General features: G+C 38.3%; 17 protein-coding genes and 1 pseudogene. 16 read left to right on the top strand and 2 right to left on the bottom strand.

The annotated features are described in order from the left end of the window. Positions 1 to 55 precede the first annotated feature (55 nt). Positions 56 to 898 (top strand): aldo/keto reductase, encoded by an 843-nt coding sequence (locus tag ACFSTA_RS07985; protein WP_377556078.1) that lies wholly within the window; start codon positions 56 to 58, stop codon positions 896 to 898. 83 nt (positions 899 to 981) lie between these two features. Here ACFSTA_RS07985 and ACFSTA_RS07980 read toward each other — a convergent pair whose 3' ends face one another. Continuing rightward, the gene (locus ACFSTA_RS07980) at positions 982 to 2,202 is read right to left on the bottom strand and encodes a Bcr/CflA family efflux MFS transporter (RefSeq protein WP_377556077.1); all 1,221 of its coding nucleotides are present in this window, start codon (positions 2,200 to 2,202) and stop codon (positions 982 to 984) included. A gap of 178 nt (positions 2,203 to 2,380) precedes the next feature. On the opposite strand from ACFSTA_RS07980, the gene ACFSTA_RS07975 reads away from it, so the two are divergent. Next, positions 2,381 to 3,733, top strand: coding sequence for a WD40/YVTN/BNR-like repeat-containing protein (locus ACFSTA_RS07975; RefSeq protein ID WP_377556076.1), 1,353 nt, complete (start codon positions 2,381 to 2,383; stop codon positions 3,731 to 3,733). A gap of 96 nt (positions 3,734 to 3,829) precedes the next feature. Here ACFSTA_RS07975 and ACFSTA_RS07970 read toward each other — a convergent pair whose 3' ends face one another. Beyond that, entirely contained in the window at positions 3,830 to 4,324 is a 495-nt protein-coding gene (locus ACFSTA_RS07970; RefSeq protein WP_377556075.1) for a GyrI-like domain-containing protein, read from the bottom strand. Positions 4,325 to 4,411: 87 nt separating this feature from the next. Here ACFSTA_RS07970 and ACFSTA_RS07965 point away from each other — a divergent pair. The 14 genes and pseudogenes from ACFSTA_RS07965 to ACFSTA_RS07900 form a co-directional block, all read left to right on the top strand. Further along, positions 4,412 to 4,603, top strand: a pseudogene (locus ACFSTA_RS07965) (helix-turn-helix transcriptional regulator); the annotation flags it as partial. Positions 4,604 to 4,645: 42 nt separating this feature from the next. Beyond that, positions 4,646 to 5,101, top strand: a complete 456-nt coding sequence (locus ACFSTA_RS07960; protein WP_377556450.1) for a GyrI-like domain-containing protein — start codon at positions 4,646 to 4,648, stop codon at positions 5,099 to 5,101. Positions 5,102 to 5,229: 128 nt separating this feature from the next. Further along, a complete protein-coding gene (locus ACFSTA_RS07955) occupies positions 5,230 to 6,126 on the top strand; it encodes a DMT family transporter (RefSeq protein WP_377556074.1) in 897 nt (298 codons plus the stop codon). 243 nt (positions 6,127 to 6,369) lie between these two features. After that, positions 6,370 to 7,131 carry a transposase gene (locus tag ACFSTA_RS07950; protein WP_377556073.1) on the top strand — a complete coding sequence of 254 codons (762 nt, stop codon included), beginning with the start codon at positions 6,370 to 6,372 and terminating at the stop codon, positions 7,129 to 7,131. Between the two features lie 168 nt (positions 7,132 to 7,299). Then, positions 7,300 to 7,812 carry a DUF4178 domain-containing protein gene (locus ACFSTA_RS07945; protein WP_377556072.1) on the top strand — a complete coding sequence of 171 codons (513 nt, stop codon included), beginning with the start codon at positions 7,300 to 7,302 and terminating at the stop codon, positions 7,810 to 7,812. Between the two features lie 36 nt (positions 7,813 to 7,848). Then, complete coding sequence (locus ACFSTA_RS07940) at positions 7,849 to 8,520, top strand: PspA/IM30 family protein (protein WP_377556071.1); 672 nt, start codon at positions 7,849 to 7,851, stop codon at positions 8,518 to 8,520. Positions 8,521 to 8,591: 71 nt separating this feature from the next. Next, a complete protein-coding gene (locus tag ACFSTA_RS07935) occupies positions 8,592 to 9,209 on the top strand; it encodes a DUF4247 domain-containing protein (protein WP_377556070.1) in 618 nt (205 codons plus the stop codon). Between the two features lie 15 nt (positions 9,210 to 9,224). Next, a complete protein-coding gene (locus ACFSTA_RS07930) occupies positions 9,225 to 9,620 on the top strand; it encodes a DUF350 domain-containing protein (RefSeq protein WP_377556069.1) in 396 nt (131 codons plus the stop codon). A 92-nt stretch (positions 9,621 to 9,712) separates the two neighbouring features. Continuing rightward, entirely contained in the window at positions 9,713 to 11,233 is a 1,521-nt protein-coding gene (locus ACFSTA_RS07925; protein ID WP_377556449.1) for a polyamine aminopropyltransferase, read from the top strand. A 277-nt stretch (positions 11,234 to 11,510) separates the two neighbouring features. Beyond that, positions 11,511 to 11,888, top strand: a complete 378-nt coding sequence (locus ACFSTA_RS07920) for a DUF2294 domain-containing protein (RefSeq protein ID WP_377556068.1) — start codon at positions 11,511 to 11,513, stop codon at positions 11,886 to 11,888. 152 nt (positions 11,889 to 12,040) lie between these two features. Then, a complete protein-coding gene (locus ACFSTA_RS07915) occupies positions 12,041 to 13,555 on the top strand; it encodes an NADH dehydrogenase subunit 5 (protein ID WP_377556067.1) in 1,515 nt (504 codons plus the stop codon). Further along, entirely contained in the window at positions 13,552 to 16,200 is a 2,649-nt protein-coding gene (locus ACFSTA_RS07910; protein WP_377556066.1) for a DUF2309 domain-containing protein, read from the top strand. The genes ACFSTA_RS07915 and ACFSTA_RS07910 overlap by 4 nt, the downstream gene beginning before the upstream one ends. Before the next feature lie 1,031 nt (positions 16,201 to 17,231). Further along, a complete protein-coding gene (locus ACFSTA_RS07905) occupies positions 17,232 to 18,728 on the top strand; it encodes a solute symporter family protein (protein WP_377556065.1) in 1,497 nt (498 codons plus the stop codon). Positions 18,729 to 18,731: 3 nt separating this feature from the next. After that, the gene (locus ACFSTA_RS07900) at positions 18,732 to 20,465 is read left to right on the top strand and encodes a LytS/YhcK type 5TM receptor domain-containing protein (RefSeq protein ID WP_377556063.1); all 1,734 of its coding nucleotides are present in this window, start codon (positions 18,732 to 18,734) and stop codon (positions 20,463 to 20,465) included. Positions 20,466 to 20,505: the final 40 nt, after the last annotated feature.

Below are 20,505 nucleotides of genomic sequence, written 5' to 3'. Positions count from 1 at the left end.
GATATTTATTTCCTGATAGTGATATTCTTAAAATAGAAAAGAAAGGGGTAATTTCATGAGTAAATCAATTCCAGAAGTGACACTAAATGATGGTTTTGCTATTCCTGCTATCGGTCTTGGAACATTTAGACTTAAAGGCAGTGAAGGAGTGAATGCCATAACAAGTGCAATGGATATCGGCTATCGCTTAATTGATTCTGCGTATAATTATGAAAACGAAGGAACGATCGGGGAAGCAGTTAGACGAAGTTCTGTTCCAAGACAAGAATTGAAGATCACCTCCAAATTACCTGGCCGTTACCAAACGTATGATAAAGCTGTATCTACCATTCAAGAATCTCTTTATCGTGCAAATCTAGAATACTATGATCTGTATCTTATTCATTGGCCAAATCCAAAACAAGATCATTATGTGGAAGCGTGGCAAGCATTGATTGATGCTAAAAAATGGGGGCTGATTCGATCTATTGGTGTTTGTAATTTTTTACCGGAGCATTTAGAACGTCTAGAGAAGGAAACAGGTGTAAAGCCAAGTATCAATCAAATTGAATTACATCCGTTCTTTAATCAGGAAACACAACGAAAATGGCATGAAGCGAATAACATTACAACAGAGTCTTGGAGTCCATTAGCTCGAGCGAATGAAGTATTAGAAAATGAAACGATAAAAAAAATCGCTCACATTCATGATAAAACAATATCACAGGTTATTTTGCGTTGGCATTATCAGCTTGGCGCCATTTCCATTCCAAAATCCGCATCTCCAAATCGGCAACGTGAAAATATATCCATTTTTGATTTTTCACTAAGTGAAGAAGAAATGAGTACTATTGCAGGATTAACACGACCTGATGGAAGAATAAATGACCAAGATCCAGCAGTATATGAAGAATTTTAGTGGGTTTTGGGGGTCAGGTCCCTCGTCCCACCATGTGGGACGAGGGGTCTGACCCCTCAGCACCTCCTCCTCAGCACCCCCGGTTATTGGGACGAGGGGACTGACCCCTTGGTTGTTTTTTTGGTTAATGTGAAAAATGCGATGCTTCCTATTAGTGAGGTGCTGAACATTATTGTTCCCATTGGTATGGCTGTTTCTTCATTGATTCCGACTAGTGGAGAAACTAGTGAACCGAGTAGCAGTGGTAGCATGCCTAATACTGCGCTTGCACTTCCTGCGCGATGTCCTTGTTTTTCCATTGCTAAAGTGAATGAGCTTGTTAGAATCATCCCCATGGAAGTCATATAAATAAATATTGGGATTACAATCATTGGTAGCGGACCTTCTATAATGGTCATGATAAGCAGTATGGAAGTTGCACTGACTGCAATAATAACTGCAACTCGAAGCAGGCTTCTTTCGTGAATAATTCCTCCTAATCGCCCAATGATAAAACTACCGGTGATAATGGCAAGGCCATTGATTCCAAATAACACGCTAAATGCTTGGGGCGATACCTCATAAATTCCTTGATACACGAAGGGTGTTCCTGACACGTAAGCAAAGCTACCTCCGTGAATGAATCCGACTACTAACGCATACCCAATAAAGGAGCGGTCTTTTATCAAATTTCCCATTGTACGAATGGAATGTCCAACCGAGCTTGGTATACGTTTTTCAGGTGGTAGTGTTTCTTTTAATTTTACTGTGATAGTTAACACAATGACTACTCCAATAATGCTTAAAAAATGAAAAATAGTATGCCAACTTGCGAATGGTAACAATAAGATTGCTCCACCAGCCATTGGAGCAATCATTGGTGCTGTTGCGTTGATCACCATTAATAAAGCGAAGAATTTCGTCAGTTCTCTACCACTGAACACGTCTCGCACCACCGCACGAGATAGAACAATACCTGCAGATGCAGAAAATCCTTGTAGAAACCGTGCTATGACTAATGTTGTTATATTTGGTGCAAGGGAGCAAATAAGGGATGATAAGGCAAAGAACGAAATGGATATTAGTAATGGTTTTCTTCTACCATGGGCATCACTAATCGGACCGATAATCAATTGACCCGATGCAAGTCCAATTAAACAAGCTGTTAAACTAAGCTGCACAAGGGAAGCACGAGCACCTAAATCATCGGCTATTTCTGGAAAACTAGGTAAATACATATCTATATTAAGTGGACCTAATATGCCGAGCATACTGAGGAGGAAAGCCAGTCCTAAACGCTCTTTTCCTGATGGATTATGTAACATTTTGTATGAGCACCTTTCTATCTATCTACTAAAATAAATACAGTAAGTATAATCCAGAAAAAAATCCCTGTCCAATAATCGAAACTGGGACGGAGGGTCAGGTACCCTGTCCCATTTTTTTCATCGTAATTATGGTAACCTTATTATAGAATTTGTCTATGAAAAGAAGGTGATTATATTGAAGAAAAATGTATGGATTGTGCTTGTATTACTTATTCTTTTCACAACCGCTTGTGGCACTCAAGAAATAGATGATTCTGATAGTACGGAACAAACTACTGATTTTCCATCTGAAAAATCGGCTAATGATGAATCTATTACAGATGAAGAAAAGAAAGAAATCCTTCATGAAGATGCTGTTACCAATTATTTGCCTTTAACGTTTGAGATATTTGAACATGATACCGAATTAACAACCATTGCCTATCGATTATGGTTTGATCTTATGGGAGCGATGGAAGAAAGTGGACAGATTTCTGATGCGTTTTTCACGAGGTATAGTGTGTTGGAAGGGAACGAAGCGGAGTTTATCGCAGTTGTGGATTTTCAGGTTCATTTTCTAGAAGGGCAGGACACTTCAGACAGTGACCAGTCCGAGGCACAAGAAGAGAGAATTGTAGATGATATTGTTTGGAAGCTAACTATATCTAAGGAAAGCGAAAGTACATATACGTTGAAAAGTATTGAGCCATCAGCAGATAAATATATTGGTCTTCCTCCAATTCAAAGTATGGAGGAATATCAGGAGGAAGCCGGGATTGTTGTAGATGAAAACAATCGGTATGAAATTGTTGATGATATGTTACGAGTCACGTATAACAATGGTAGAGATTGGACGGATACCCCTGTTGAGATCAATACGTTATTTGAAGGAGAATATCAAGGGTCTAAAAGTAACCTGATAGATGGTAGTTACATGATTCATCCGGAAAGAACAGCATTTATTATAGGAGGGAATCAGGATTTGAGGATAACGTATTCCGAGGATCAAGGACAGACTTGGGAAGAAGCAACCGTAGCTGATCAGGTAGTAGGCGTTCGGATGCGGATCCTAGATTTTACGTCAGATCTTGTTGGATACGTAGTTGTAACTGCTGGACGTACGATGTCAAGTGAAGGTAATCTGATTTTTAAAACAACGGATGGAGGTAAAACATGGACGCAAGCAACGAGTGCTGAGGAAATGTCATTACTGACTGATGGTGGTTTTGTGAATGACGAATTAGGTTTCTTGTCATTCGGTTCGCATAAAACCGTGGATGAACCCCCGAGACCAATGCTTTATCGTACGGATGATGGAGCGAATAGTTGGGAAGAAGTAGAAATACCCATTCCCGAAGAATTTAAAGGGATTTTTACTGTAGCAGAAATGCCAATATTTCATGGAACTCATGGGACATTGCTAGTTAATCAAGGTCCAGAAGGGGATTATCTGGGTGGTAATGTCGTGGCAAAATTCATTTCTAGTGATAACGGGAAGACTTGGGATTTTTCTAGTTTGGTAGATCCGGATCATGTTCTATTACAATGATATTTAATTAAGCTAATGAGGTTTCCCCCTCAATAACTCGAATCAACAAAAAATGCCTCTCATTTATTATGGCGAAAAGAGAGGCATTTTTTGTATTTACTTATTCTCAACAGGAATCATAATCACAAATTCCGGATTCTCTGTATATGGATCCTGACTCATCGGGTATTTTTCAAAATGGGTTAAGTTACTAGGCGCATAGTCTTTATAGCCTTGTTCTTTGATCCATCTATAAATATTATTATACGATTGATCAATGCTTTGATGTGTATGATGCTCGCATGCAGCATAGGTTAATGTAGGTACAGACACAGATTCCATTCCAGGTGGTACTACCTCTACCTTTTCGACCTCAACTACGGCATAGTGCGTAAACCCTTCACTTCCAGAAACGGCATGGTAGGATAATCCGAGCATTGTTTCGGGATGTATGACGTGTGGGATTTCCTTAAGCCTCTCCTGAAATTCTTGATGGACTGCCTTTATGCTACCGGCCCCTGCTTCGGCAAAGGTTCCTTCCCATTTTAAACCGATTGCATGGAAGGCTTCCTTTGAAACAAGAGTAGCTTCATTCTTTTGTTCAACTGTCATAATCATTACTCCTTTTCATAAATTTAGTTTCATTATAATATATAAGTGTGACAGTTATTGTCATAATTTTATAAAAAGGTGAAAAAAATGCCAAAAACGCAACGGATGATTGAATTAATGATGCGGGTGTATGAGAAACAGCATTTTACGGTGAATGAGCTTGCTTTAGAATTCGGAGTTTCATATCGTACGATGCTTCGATATTTACAGGAATTGAGTGGACTTGGAGTTCCGCTATATTCTACTATGGGTAAAAATGGAGGCTACAGTGTTCTAAATACGAATGCGCAACAATCCTATGTTAACAAGTCTCAAAAAGCTATAACTCGAATAATCAAACCTGACATCCATGTTGTAGGTGTTGAAGTGAAGGCACCATTTACCGCAGTATATATGTCAGATACTATTAAACCACGTCTATGGGAGGAAATTTCCAAGCGCTCTCACGAGATTAAACATCAACGAAAACAAGCATCTTTTATCGGTGTGGCATTGAGTAAAAATCGAATTTACCATTACATTGCAGGAATTGAAGTTACTAAACCTGTCCAAATACCAGAAAGGATGGTTGGTATTACGCTACCTGCAAGAGAATATGCTTCCTACACACATGAAGGAGGAGGAACTAGAGAAAATACCGATCAAACCTACTTTTACGTCCTTGATAAATTAAGAAGCCAAGGACTTGATCATGATCCAGATGCATATAGTATGGAGGTACATGCGGACTTACGAACGAATAAATTTACGGTGTGTATACCCTTGCGTGATGAGTAGAGCAGAGGTGTGGCGTGGCGGATTTGAGAGGGGTCAGACCCCTCGTCCCAGCTCGAATGCTTTGAATAACCCTCAACTACTTGTATAATTGGAAACAATTATTAAAAAGAAATCTGGTGAAAACAGCTGTGAAAAAAATACACATCGCTTTATTCCTTATTATGATGGTATGGGGATTTAATGTGTCAGCAGTTAAAGTGTTGGTTGCCAACATTGATCCTATATTATTAACTGCTTTTCGTATCTTTATTGCAGGAATTTCCGTGCTAGTCATTTCAGCATTCTTAAAGATTCTTCGCTTGCCGACAAAACGGGAAATTTTTATTATTATGTTAATCTCTTTATTCAATGTCGTCTTACATCATATATTCATAAGTGTCGGTTTATCGAAAACATCCGGTGTAAATGCTGGCTTAATTGCCGGGACTACACCACTATTTACGATGATGCTTTCAATCATATTTTTAGGAAACCGTGTGACTCTGTTTCGGATCTCTGGATTTTTATTAGGATTTATTGGTGTAGCTATTACTTCCATTGCTGGAGACGGAGGGCTTGCTTCTATTTCCATTGGGGATATTTATGTACTTATTTCAATAATTGCTCAAGCCTATTCCTTTATTCTAATAGGTAAGTTAAATCCAACTTTCGATCCAAGATTATTAACGGGGTACATGCTTGTGTTCGGTTCAATCTTCATTTTTATCGTTAGCTTTTTTGAAGGGTCTCAAATAACCCAATTAACAAAATTGTGGAGCTGGGATTTAGGATTGGTCTTTCTAATTAGCGCAGTACTTGCAACAGCAGTTGGACATATGCTTTACAATTTTGCGGTAAAACAAGTCGGACCAGCTGATTCTGCCATTTTTATTAATTTCATTACGTTATCCGCATTACTAGGTTCAGCCTTATTTTTAGGAGAAAATATTCTATATCAGCATATAATTGGCTTAGTATTAATTGTGATCGGTGTGTTGATTGGATCAGGTGCAGTTGGGTACTGGTTTGGGAGGAAGCGACTTTAGGGGACAGACCCCTCGTCCCATTTTTAGATTTCTTAATTTTATTTTTTAACTCAACTCTACAATAGCGTTTTTTAATATTACTAAAATTAGTCGGTGGGTAATTAATTTTTCCTCTTAGATTTCGTATAAAATATGTATTTTAATAGTCTAGGTGTTTTTGACTGGGACTTTGAAATGAATTATCTTTATAGAAACGAAATCGTGGGACGAGGGGACTGTCCCTAAAAATGAGGTGATTGGTACATGCCGAGAAAGCTGAGAGAAAAAAGTGGTAGTGGGATTTATCATGTTATGATGAGAGGGGTTAATAGACAAAATATTTTTGAGGATGATCGAGATAGGTTTCGATTTATTGAAACGATTAAAAGGTATAAAGGTAGATGTAATTTTAACATTTTTAGTTATTGTTTAATGAATAATCACGTCCACTTATTAATGAAAGAAAATGAAGAATCCGTATCTAAAATTATTCAAAGAATGAGTACAAGCTATGTCTATTGGTACAATAATAAGTATGAACGCAGTGGGCATTTATTTGAAGGAAGGTTCAAGAGTGAACCTGTTGATTCGCTCACTTACTTTCTAACAGTAATTAGGTACATTCATCAAAATCCTGTAAAGGCAGGTTTAGCAAAGGACGTTCTTGCAAGTAAATGGACAAGCGCAAACGATTATTTTACTCCAAATACCTTCATAGATACTGAGTTCCTCCTCAATCAATTATCCTTAGACAGAAAGCAAGCGATCCATTATTATACAGAATATATGCAAGCAACAAATGATGACCAATGTTTAGATGATCATATAGAAGTGAAAGTTCCAGATACGCAAGTAAAGGACCAGCTTGCTGCGTTAGGAATTCCAAGCAGTAGTGTATTGCAAAAACTGGATAGAGATAAACGAAATGCGATTATAAGCGAGCTGAAAAGAATAAATGGAGTATCAGCTGGACAACTATCAAGAATTACCGGTATATCCAAAAGTGTGATAGTTAGGGTACGATGACGAGGGTTTGAGACAAGTGGGACGAGGGGTCTGTCCCCAAAAACCCTCAAAAAAATGGGACGAGGGGTCTGACCCCAAAAGACCCCCCAAAAAAAAGTGAAACTTTTTTTAATGGGTGTGCGTATTACATAAAAAGCTTATTAAAGCATATATTTGTGAGGTGATGCTATGGGGTTATTTTCAAAGCTCTTTTCTAAGAATAAACAAAGTGAGACTGCACCGAAGGAACGAACTGTTTTATCCATCAAGGTTGGTGACATCGTTACTTATGATCTAGTGGACTATGAAGTGGTGGGGAAGATCACTTACCGAGATGGAAATTATGAATGGTATGGGTATCAGTTACTGGAAGGAAATGATATAATTTGGTTATCAGCTGAAATGGATGATGAGCTAGAATTAGGCATTTACAAGAAAATTCAGTTGCCAGTTTCCAAACCTTATCCAAAGGAACTCATGTATGAAAACAAAACCTATTATTTGGAAGAATCAGGTTCAGCTAGAGTAACTGGAGAAGGAAGAAGTTCGAATCTCAGTGGAACAGTTACAGAATACGCCGAATATACCAATGAGGATGAAACAAATTATATTAGTTTGGAATCATGGGGAACCGAGGTGGAAGCAAGCTACGGATACCCAATTGATCCATATGAAATCAAAATTATGGCAGGATCGGTTTAAGATCCAGAATCTATTATATATAAGGAGGAACATAACATGTTTAAATTTTTTAAACGAGTAAAAACGGTAGTAAGCTCAGAGTTGAATTCAATGCTGGACAAAGCAGAAGATCCAGTTAAAATGCTGGATCAGTTTATGCGTGACATGGCTGAGGATATTCGTGAGGTGGAAGCAGCTGTTGCAAAACAAATTGCGAATGAGAAAATGCTTAAGCGAAAAGCTGATGATGCCAACGCCATGGTGGAAAAAAGACAGAAACAAGCGGAACAAGCGATTGAGGCAGGTAATGATGATTTAGCACGTCGCGCACTACAGGATAAAAAAGACCATGAATCAACGGCTGTTTCTTTAAATGAGTCGTGGGAACGAGCTAAAAATGATTCTGATATGCTAAGAACCAAATTAGATGAAATGAAAAAAGAATATCAAGAAATGAAGCTGAAAAAGGATTCCTTAAAAGCACGTGCAGAATCTGCAAAAACTCGTACTAAAATCAACCGTACGATGTCATCTATTGGTGGTGACGAGTCTGCACAAGGTTTCGAACGCATGGAAGAAAAAGTGATGCGATTTGAAGCGGAAGCAGAAACAAGTGAGGACCTGTCACAGCAAAGTCGTACACTTGATGATGAGTTTGAAGATATGAACAAGAACAGTGGTGTCGATGATGAATTAGCAGCATTGAAAGAAAAAATGAATAAAAAATAAAGGCAGGTAGAAATGGAGCAGTATTAAAAATTTTGGAGTACTGCTCCTTCTGTTAAGAGAGGGGGATTGATTTGTGTAAAAAACAGATGTTACTTATAGGGCTTTTATTCCTGCTTATTCTATTAGCTGCGTGTTCTTCACGAGGAATGGATCAAGGTGGATCCATTACGGCAGAAGATATTCCGGAAGAACCTCAAAAAGATGAAATCACAGATACAATTAATAACTCTAAAAACTATGAAATTGATGATGTGATTGAGGCTAATTTTCCAAGAATGGTAACGGTGGAGGGGGATTCCAGTAACGCGGAAGTCTATGCCACACAGCAGTTTGGGCTTTCAGAGCTTAGTTCTGTACTTTCTACAGCAATTAAGCCGGAGGAAGTCAGTGATGTTAAGGATAATCAGCAAATATTAATTTATCCAGATCATTTCCTTACTTTGAGGGAAAGTGATGCGGATCAAGATGTACTATTGATCGAGGTTGCAAGTGACGAGTTTGTCGAACGCAATTATTCGTCGAATTTTTTAAGTACATATTTTTCCATTCGACTATTAGAAAGTATGTTAGGTGTAAATAATTGGGGAGGTCGCTCTTCAGGTGGATACACAGGTGTAGGCGGTATGGGTGATACTCCTGGCCGTGGAAACACGACATTTAGAGGGGGCGGCCCCGGAACAGGTAAATAAAGGGAAGGTGATAAAATGGAACCATTTGTATCAACGTTAGTTTATTTTCTCATATCTGTAGTAATTGTTTTAATTGGTTTATTCATTTTTGAGATTATTACTCGAAAATATAAGGATATGGAAGAAGTGAAAAAGGGGAATCATGCTGTTGCGTTATCCATCGTTGGGAAGATTATTGGAATCTGTATTATCCTATCGTTTGCGATCTATAATAGCAATGTGATTTATGAAACGATCATTTGGGGTGTTTATGGAGTGGTTTTACAAATGATCGCATATTGGATATTCGATTTATTTACTAGAAACTTTTCCGTCGAAGAGCAGCTGAAAAATAATAATGTTGCAGTTGGAATTATATCGATGGGTGTATCGATTGGGTTGGCGCTAGTTATCGGCGCATCTATTACGTAATATTTACAACCAACGGCCAGGCAATTGCTTGGCCGTCTATTATTATACGCTTAGGTTGATGGTGGAGTGGATGAAATTTGAAGGAAGCAGCAATGAGACAAAGTAAGATTATTTATTGGTCATCGGGAATTGTATCAATTTGCGGGATTATATTTGAAGTATTATTCGGTGCTTTAGGGTCTTACATATTAGGTGATGGCGTTAAGCAATATACGCTGACGATATCTCTTTTCCTGACTGGTATGGGAATTGGTGCTAGTTTAAGTGAAAGATTTATGAAAAATTTAATCATTACGTTTGTGTGGATTGAGTTTGGTGTTGCTATCATCGGTGGGTTTTCTAGTTTTACCATGTTCGGGATCACAGCCTTTGCACCAGCTGGAACCGATGCTTTTTACTTATATTTTATTACGTTATTAGTCGGCGGATTAACAGGGGTTGAACTGCCAATCTTGATCCGGAAGGCAAATGAAATAGGTGTTACATTAAATAAAAGTACGGCACGAGTTCTATTTTCGGATTATGCTGGTGGATTAATTGGCGGATTATTGTTCGTCTTCTTGTTCCGACCTTATTTCGGTATGGTAAAAACAGCATTTTTGGTCGGATGTATTAATTTAATCGTCGCATTAATCGTTCTATGGTTATTCCGAAAAGAGATCCGCCGTTTTGCAGTACATGCTGTTTTCGGATTATGTATTGGGGTTTTATTATTTTTAGGGTTGTTTTTTGGGGAAGAGATGGCGTTTCGATTTGAACAAAAGCTTTATAAGGACCCTATCATTCATATGGAAGATTCCAGTTATCAAAAAATCACGTTAACCCAAGACCAAGCGGACGTACGACTCTATTTAGACGGGGCTTTGCAATTCAGTTCCATCGATGAGTATCGTTATCATGAAGTGCTTGTTCATCCAACGATGGCATATGCGCAAAATCCGGAAAATGTATTAATACTTGGTGGTGGAGATGGTGTTGCTGCCAAGGAAATTCTTAAATATGAAGAAGTAAAGAATATTACTCTTGTGGATTTGGATCCTGCTGTTGTGGAGTTAGCAAATTCGAACCGGCATTTATTAGAGGTCAATGAAGGCGCATTACAATCTGAAAAAGTGCATGTCGAAAATAGAGATGCTTTTCAGTTTTTAGAGGAATCCTCGGAGTGGTTTGATGTCATTATTGTCGATTTACCGGATCCTAATAATGAGAGCTTGAACAAGCTGTATACGACGGAATTTTATTCATTGATGCGGAATCATTTAGCCCCAGGTGGAGCAGCAATGATTCAAGCAACAAGTCCGGTCTTTGCGACAGAAGTGTATTGGACGATATCGGAAACCGTTGCAGCAACGGGATTATTTATTGAAAATTTACATGTGGATGTGCCGAGCTTTGGGAATTGGGGATTTGTCATGGCAAGCCGAGAAGCGATTGATCTAGATGAGCTGGAAATTTCGGTTCCGACTAAATTTATAACAACGGGCATGGTTCCATCCTTAACCGCATTTGGCAAGGATGAAGATCAGGAAAATCTAAACATAGAATTAAAACCGAATTCATTAATCGACCCACATTTGATTCAAATATATGAGAAAGCTTGGGAAAATTATTAGGGGTCAGGTCCCTTGTCCCATTGGGACGAGGGACCTGACCCCCTAAACCTCTTGACAAGTTAAAATATAGGGGCTATAATTCAATTTATAAAATGTCCGTAAGATTATTGAATACAGTCTCATATTCATTTACTTTAGCAGACAATTAATTATTATTGATTGAATGAAAAAGTAATTGTAGTTGAGGATTAAGATCATAATAAGACGGCATATTTCATTTCTCTGATTATAATTGAGAAAGGAAATATGCTGTCTTCTTTTTTTGGAGGGATGGTTTATGCGAGAAACGAAACAGACGAAAGGTTCGATGGAAGCCGAACTTAGCAGAGCTTTAACCCAATGGGAAAAAGAATACTTGGGACGAGGTTCTGTCTCAGTAAAAACAGATATTCTTAGGGATATGATTATTGTCGTTTTAAAAGGCATATTGACACCTGCGGAATATAAGCTTTGTGACACGAAGGAAGGAATATTATCTTTAAAGAGAATAAGGTGTGATCTAGTAGAAACTGGTCGAGATCAATTAGACCAATTGATAGAAGAAATTACTGGAGAAAAAGTTACAAGTTTCCACACTGATATAAGTACCCGGGCTGGTGAAAGGGTAATGATTTTTAGATTATCCAGTAATATACAAAAAGAATTACAATCTTAATAGAAATGGGAGACCTTCAAAACATGGAACATGAGTTGAAGGTAAACCGGTATTTTCAAAGGCAATGTACGATATCATTGTCCTTTGAGGGTACCGGTTTTTTGTTCGAAAAAATCTAAATGGGAAAAATAGAACAGAAAGGGAATACGGATATGATAAATTTGATGAACTTAAATATGGAAATAGCATTCTTTTTTTCTCTTATTATTTCTCTACTAAGTTCGTTGTTATTTCTGCATCCACGGGTACCGATAGGTTTTGTGCGTATTCATATTATGATTTGTGCTATACCTCCAATAATTGCTCTCTTAAATATTGTTATATCTAATGGAGGAGATTTTGGACCTTGGTATCTTGACTCCCTAGCATGGCTGATGACACTGTTTGTTTTAACAATCGGTTTCATCATACAGCGCTACTCAGTACGCTATTTGCTAGGAGATAGGGCTTATCGAAAGTATTTTTCACTTTTCACATTGACAACCGGAGCAGCAGCAGTTTCTTGGTTAAGTAATGATGTACGTTTGCTAGTGCTTTGTTGGGGTGTGACACTTTTTGGGCTAACCTTACTTATAAGGGTAAACAAAAAATGGCAGCTTACGAAAATTGCATCTGATCGATCTGGTCGATTATTTGCAATCAGTTGGATAGCCTTGTTAGTAGCAGTGCTCTGGCTATCACAAATTACGGGACAATGGCAACTATCACATGCCCTTAGCAATAGTAATCTAGATAAAGTTAATTCTTGGGAGGGGACAGGAATAATCCTGTTGTTGGTATTGTCAGTGATGATTCCCGCAGCTCAGTGGCCCTTCCATCGATGGTTGATTGAATCCATGGTTGCTCCGACACCTGTTTCTGCTGTTATGCATGCAGGATTAGTAAACGCAGGAGGTATTCTACTGACCCGATTTGCCCCTCTTTTTGATGGAGGTATAGCTCAAATATTATTACTCATTCTAGCTAGTATTTCAGTTTTACTAGGTACAGGAATGATTTTGGTTCAGGTGGACTATAAAAGGCAATTAGTGGCTTCGACAATTTCCCAAATGGGATTTATGCTCATTCAATGTGCACTAGGTGCCTATTTGGCAGCGATTATTCACCTTATCATGCACGGATTGTTCAAAGGTGCCCTATTTTTACAGGCTGGTTCTGCAGTACCACATGCGTCTAGCCCAAAGGGTATAACACGGTGGTCGTTTACTAGTAGTATTATGGGGATTTTAGTAGGTTTAGTATTTTGGTTATATGCTCCTGGGGATGGTTATCAATTAATAAGTGCGCTCATACTAGGAACTTCATTTTCATTATCCTGGACACATCTTGTAGCCTTTGGAGATGGGTGGATTGGTCGAATGACAGGATTTATCCTATTAGGAGCAATGCTAATGGTATATATTACGGTTCATTCCTTCTTCTATGAATTGATGTATGAAACAATTTCCTATGGAATCCAACCACCTCTGATTGTGGTTGTACCAATTATATGTTTGTTATTGTTTACATGCCTTTTGGTAGCTTGGATAGCCCGTAATCGATCTTCAGTTACTTTCATGATTATCTATCTTTGGCTTATAAAATTGGGTGAGCCTAAACCTGATTTAGTTGAAAGTCATCCAACATATCTTGCACAACTTTTATCTCAAGGGGGTAATAAAGGATGAATGTAACATCTGCCATACCGAAAGAATCGGTTAATTTGCAAAAGGACCGATTACCTTCGACTATTTCAGAGCTTAACATTAGTGTGTTGGTAAAGTCAGCTAGTCATGTAATCGCACCACTTTGGCCAATTTCTACATTTGCAGCTCGTAATCCATGGATGGGGTTGGAGAATCAACCGTTTGATGAGGTCGCAACTTGGCTTAAAGAAACTCGTCATGTGGATATTTATCCTAGTTCGTCTATGTTACATGCTGCAAAACAACGAGGTGAGATTAATCATAACTTCATAGATTTAGGTTTACAACAGTGGATTGATAGTCAATCTTTAAATATCCCACGTGAAGTGGCAGAAGAGTTTTGTAGATCTTCACTTCAGTTAGACGAACTACCAGATAACTTGTTGTCATCACCTGAAATAAAGAGCCTAGCGGAAAAAGCAAGTAACTTTAATCAGAAAAAAAATAAAAAATACACACTTAAACCATTAAGTTACTATTTGGAACAACAGGGTGGTGAAAAAATTGCCCACACTCTTGATTATCAATTAATAAAGTGGTGTAAGTTGTACTTGGATGAATCCGAGGTAGCATGGGGACTTCCAAATCGCGAAAAGGGTTTCTATTATGCATGGCGAAGTATTGTTGAATATGATCCCGGATTAAGTCGTACGCAACGCAACCTATTAAAAGAATGTCATTTAGAACCTGAATCTGCTTTAAAAGAAGCATTGGTGGCACTAGATATACCTTATTCTGAGGTCGAGGAATACCTTAAGGCTCATTTACTTGCTTTGCCTGGGTGGGCTGGAATGATGCTGTGGCGATCACAACAATCAACAAAAGAAAGTTCACTTTTGACAGAATATTTAGCTGTTCGATTAACTATGGAATGGGTCTTAATGAAGTCTTATCTTCCACTACCGTTACCTTTTGAAAGCACAGAAAAAATGGTGAATAAAAAACAGCTTATTGCCGCTTGGATTCACTGGGGAAATATATCAGTCGAAGCATGGTCAAAGTTGTCTTCTTCTGAACAAAATGCGCGATTGTTGCTAGCCAATCGGTTTAATGAAAGTGTTCGCAGAAGAATTTGGTGGGAAGCCTGGGAAAAAACGTATGAGAATCAATTAAGTAAAAAAATGAAATCCAAAAAGATTGGTACCGATGTATCCACCCCTCCATTGGCACAATTTATTTTTTGTATTGATGTACGTTCAGAGCCATTTCGTCGTCAATTGGAAAAAACAGGTCCTTTTGAGACATATGGAATGGCTGGATTTTTTGGATTACCCATTGAGACAAGTAATCTCGGTAGTCAAGAAGCCCATCCATCATTACCGGTAATACTAAAGCCACAACATAGAGTCAAAGAATCTTCATTAGGGTCAAACAAATCCTACCAACAGCGTTTGCAGATAGGGAAATCTATAAATTATGCCTATAAAACAATGAAACAAAACCTTTTTGCAAGCTTATTACTACCTGAGGTAAGTGGACCATGGTTAAGTTTAAAGATGATTGGTCGTAGTTTTGCGCCCCGGGGTATAGGTAAAACAACGAGAAGGTTAAAGAATGCATGGTTGCATAAGCCTCAAACAGAACTCACCATTGATCAGGAAGAGGCATCTGAAACAGAGTTAACGGTTGGTTTTTCTGATGAAGAAAAAGTAAACTACGTACGGCAAGCTTTAAAAACGATAGGACTTACATCTGATTTTTCTCCATTAGTGGTTATTTGTGGGCATGGAAGTCATAGTACGAATAACCCTTATGCTTCTGCGCTTGACTGTGGTGCGTGTGGAGGAGCGTCTGGAGAATTTAATGCTAGAGTCTTAGCAACATTATGTAATCTCCCAAAAGTAAGGAAGATCCTAGGGGATGAAGGCATATGGATACCTGAAGATACGGTTTTCGTAGCTGCTGAGCATATAACTACAATTGATGAATTACGATGGCATTATGTTCCGGAGCTTTCAAGTAAAGCTAATGAAGCATTTCTTTGTGTCAATGAAGCATTACCAAAGGTTGTTCACCATGCGAATGCCGAGCGATTATCGAAATTACCTAATCTTGGTTCTGGTCTTAGAAATCCCAAAAATGAGGCAGAACGCTTTGCTGAAGATTGGAGTCAAGTACGACCAGAATGGGGGTTAGCACGTAATGCATCGTTCGTCATAGGACGACGAACAATTACCAAGGGGTGTGATTTGGAGGGAAGAGCGTTTCTACATGATTATGATTGGACAAAGGATGAAGATGGTTCTATTCTCGCTAATATCATTGCTGGACCAGGAACGGTTACTCAATGGATTAACTTACAATATTATTCATCCACTGTTGCTCCTTATTACTACGGTAGTGGGAACAAAGCAACTCAAACAGTTACTTCTGGTATCGGCATTATGCAAGGGAACGCTAGTGACTTGCTGACAGGACTTCCTTGGCAATCTGTCATGCAGTCGGATGATGAGTTATATCATTCACCATTACGGTTGTTGGTGGTAATTGAAGCACCACGTCAGTACGTAAAACGTTTGCTAGAGAATGATCCAATATTTTACCGAAAAGTGAAGAATGGATGGCTTCGACTTGCAAATGTTGATTCAGAAGGAAACTGGCAAAGCTGGTCTAACCAAGAAATCTAAAAATGTGTGGAGGCTATGTTATGAGTGATAAGAAAATATTAATTGTTACTGGAATGGAAAATAAGGTGGAACAATTATTTAGGAAAGATTTCAATCTTCATCCAAAAGATATGTTAGTTTTAAAAAGGTTCGAACCAACAATTACAAATACTTCCTGTGATTTGATGCGTGATATCATATTTGCAGTCCATCAGGAAGAAGTGAAGGAAATTGTTATTGTTGACACCAAGAGTAACCAAGAAAAGCTTGAGGCTATGAAACTTTTACTAGCAAAACAACATGAGAACCAAGGATTTAGTAAGAAAATAGAGCAATTTATAAATGAAAATACAAGTAATACAGATAATAGCGATACTATTGTACAAAGAATACAAAAGAGTGTAAAAATTATCCTTGATCATNTCTTTAGACCCCTCTTTAGACCCCTCTTTAGACCCCTCTTTAGACCCCTCTTTAGACCCCTCTTTAGACCCCTCTTTAGACCCCTCTTTAGACCCCTCTTTAGACCCCTCTTTAGACCCCTCTTTAGACCCCTCTTTAGACCCCTCTTTAGACCCCTCTTTAGACCCCTCTTTAGACCCCTCTTTAGACCCCTCTTTAGACCCCTCTTTAGACCCCTCTTTAGACCCCTCTTTATAATTTAGAAAATTGACATTATTAATTCTATTGTTCTATAATTGGTTCCAAGTTGGGATTTGGGACGGGGGGACTGACCCCTAAATGAATGGGAGGTATGAAAGTTGGATAGTAGTTCTTCTATTAATCATGATCAAGCGTTTCGGCAATTAATAAGGCGGAAGAATTTTTTTCGTTTAGTCATATCTTCAAGTCTATTAGTCTTTTATTTATTCACTCCATTGCTATTGCCCATTCTATTTAAAAAAGATTTTATTATATTTTCATGGATTTTTTTATTTTCGTTGTTTATCCTAACTTGGTTATTGGGATACATATATTGGAGACATGCCAGCGTGTTCGAACGGAAAATACAAGAGCTACTAAAAAAGAAAGATAAATAGCGGGGTATCTCTATGAATATGACGTATTTTATTTTTTTCCTTGCCATTGTTGTTGGGACACTTATTATTACACACTGGGCTGCAGAACGGAGTAAAACGACACATCAATTTTATGTTGCATCCGGAAGCTTGACAGGGTTTCAAAATGGCATGGCGATTGCTGGTGATTTTATTAGTGCAGCCTCCTTTTTAGGGATTGCTGGATTAGTAGCTTTCTATGGCTATGATGGATTTTTATATGCAACTGGTTTTCTAGTATCCTATATTATCTTACTCTTTTTAATTGCTGAGCCGGTGCATCGTTTAGGTAATTATACAGTTGGGGACGTAATCGCAGCACGTTTTCCTGGTCGTCGAATACGGTTTATGGTTGCAGTAATTGGAATATTGATTTCCATTTTATATATGATTCCACAGCTGGTCGCATCTGGTCTTTTAATCCGCCTCTTACTTGGTGTGGATTATTCAGCGTCGGTCTGGATTATTGGAATATTAATGACCGTGTATGTTGTCTTTGGTGGCATGGTTGCAACTTCCTGGGTGCAGATTATAAAAACGGTACTCCTAATGTCAGGTACGTTGTTGTTAGTTTTTATCCTATTATCGTGGATTAAGTGGGATATACCCGTATTATGGAACCAAGCTACAGATAAAAGTCCACTCGGAGAACAATTTTTTCATCCTGGAAATTTATTTGATCATCCATTAGAAACTCTTTCTCTAACATTATCCTTAATTTTAGGAACTTCTGGTTTGCCTCATATTTTAATTCGATTCTTAACGGTGAAAAATGCCTCTGGAGCACGTATTTCGGTTATGTCAGCAACATGGATAATTGGACTTTTTTATTTGATGACACTGGTTTTAGGTATTGGTGCCATTGCTCTGGTTGGCTGGGATAGTCTGATGCAGGCTGACGCAAGCGGTAATTTAACGGCGTTACTCTTGGCGGGGGTATTGGGCGGTGATTTTCTCGTTGCATTTGTGATGGCAGTTGCGTTTGCAACCATTATTGCTGTTGTAACAGGTCTTATATTTGCAGCGACATCATCTTTTGCTCATGATATTTACTTCCACATTTTTAAAAATAAACAGGCTGATGAAAAGGAACAGCTTTTCGTTGCGAGGATAACGGCAGTAGTGGTTGGGTTTTTATCGATTTTTCTTTCACTTGGAATGGAGGAAAGTAATGTTGCCTTCTTAGTTTCCTTAACATTTTCCGTTGCAGCAGCTACGATTTTCCCATTGTTATTATTCACATTTTATTGGAAGCGTTTTAATTCATCCGGGGCATATACAGGATTGGTTACTGGCTTTTTCGTTTCTATCGTATTGGTCGGATTAGGACCTGAGGGATTTTCTGTATTTTCTCTCTATAATCCAGGTATTATTGCAATTCCGTGTGGATTCATAGGTGCGGTAGCTGGAACATTTTTAACGAAAAAGCAACATGATGAACATTTTGAGGAAATAACAGTACGAATACACACTGGAAATGGGGGTCGTTAATTCATGATTGAGCTAACGATAATCTTACTTCAACGAATTGGTCTGTTATTACTCATTGCTTTTATGTTAACTCGAATTCCTCGTTTCCGTTCGTTACTAGATCGAGATATTACGGTAAAAACGGTTATCTACTATGCGTTGGTTTTTGGTTTAATGGGAGCTATCGGTGCTCATGTAGGTGTCATGATGCAAGGTGATGATTTAATGATGCAGGCATTAGTTCTAGAGGTTCAAGATGATGTCGTGCTCATTGAATTTAGTTTTGTTGTTGTGATGATCGCTGGTCTTTTAGGTGGACCATTTGTTGGACTAGGAGCAGGAATGGTGTCGGGTCTTTATGTAGCATTATTAGGTGGTGATGGTTGGCTAGCGAATAGTTTGATTAATCCACTTGCAGGATTGATTACTGGTTGGACAGGGCAGTTTTTTTCCGAGGAAAGAGTCATTGCACCTAATAAAGCATTATTCATTGGAATTTTTCCACCAGTATTATATATGGGCTTGCTGTTAATCTTTTTACCAAACCCCGAATCGGGTGTTGAGATTGTGAATACGATTGGAATTCCGCTAGTTATTACGATTTCGGTCGCATTAGCCATTTTTACGATGATGATTCGAGTTGCTTTAAATGAAACAGAAAGAGAAGCAGCATTGGAAACAAATCGAGCCTTATCGATTGCAGAAAAGGCATTACCATTGTTAAGGGAAGCACCATTGTCGGACAATGCCTGTAAACTAGCCCAATTACTATATGATGAATTGGAAGTAGCGGCAATTTCGATTACGGACAGAGGTAGAGTTCTTTCTCATGTTGGCCTTGGCGGTGATCATCATCGAATCGGTGAGCCGTTAAAAATGCGGCTTTCTCGTAAAGCAGTAGAAGAAGGAGAAATTCAAATCGCTTATGAGAAAAAAGATATTCATTGTAGATTGGATACATGTCCACTTCAAACAGCAATTATGGTTCCTATTTATCGTTCAGGAGATGTCATTGGATTAATAAATTTATATTTCCAGCATTCCCAACAGATACGTCAAGTTGAGATTGCATTGGCAAAAGGTTTAGGTACCATTATTACCAATCAAATTAATGGATTTGAGGCAGAACGTATGAAGAAGTTGCTAAAAGAGGCGGAATTACGTAACTTGCAAGCTCAAATCAACCCACATTTTCTATTTAACACGTTTAATTTAATTCACTCGTTGTTACGGGTTAATCCAGAACAAGCCCGACACATTCTTGTACAATTAAGTCAATACATGCGTGCTAATTTGAAAATTGCCAGTGAGTCGCTGATCCCTTTGCAACATGATTTGGAGCATTTGTATGCTTACTTAGAAATAGTTAGAGCAAGATTTCCCGATCAGATTAGGATAAACATGAACATTGAAAACGGATTGCAGGATGTGTATATTCCTCCAGCGACATTACAACCATTAGTGGAGAACTGTGTACAACATGGTCTAAAGAAGATGGAGAATGGGGAAATAGAGATAAAAGCTATGAGAAGGAACGAGACCGTTTATTTTGAAGTAACGGATAATGGCCATGGGTTTCCGGATGAGATGATATCTGTACTTGGTAAGGAACCTTTTCACCTTGAAAATGGTAATGGAACTGCACTTTTTAATATCAATCAAAGGCTAAAAGGATTAATGGGAAATCAAAGTGCACTGCATTTTGAAAATTTGAATGAGGGAAGTAAAGTTTCATTCTCTCTACCTTTACACTCATGAATGAAATAGGGATGGAATACATATAAGTCAACGAAACTCA

The sequence above is a fragment of the Ornithinibacillus salinisoli genome, assembly GCF_042684965.1.
Classification (GTDB): domain Bacteria; phylum Bacillota; class Bacilli; order Bacillales; family Amphibacillaceae; genus Ornithinibacillus; species Ornithinibacillus salinisoli.
Note: the sequence above shows the minus strand (reverse complement) of the source record. Positions and strands in the feature narration are given on the sequence as shown.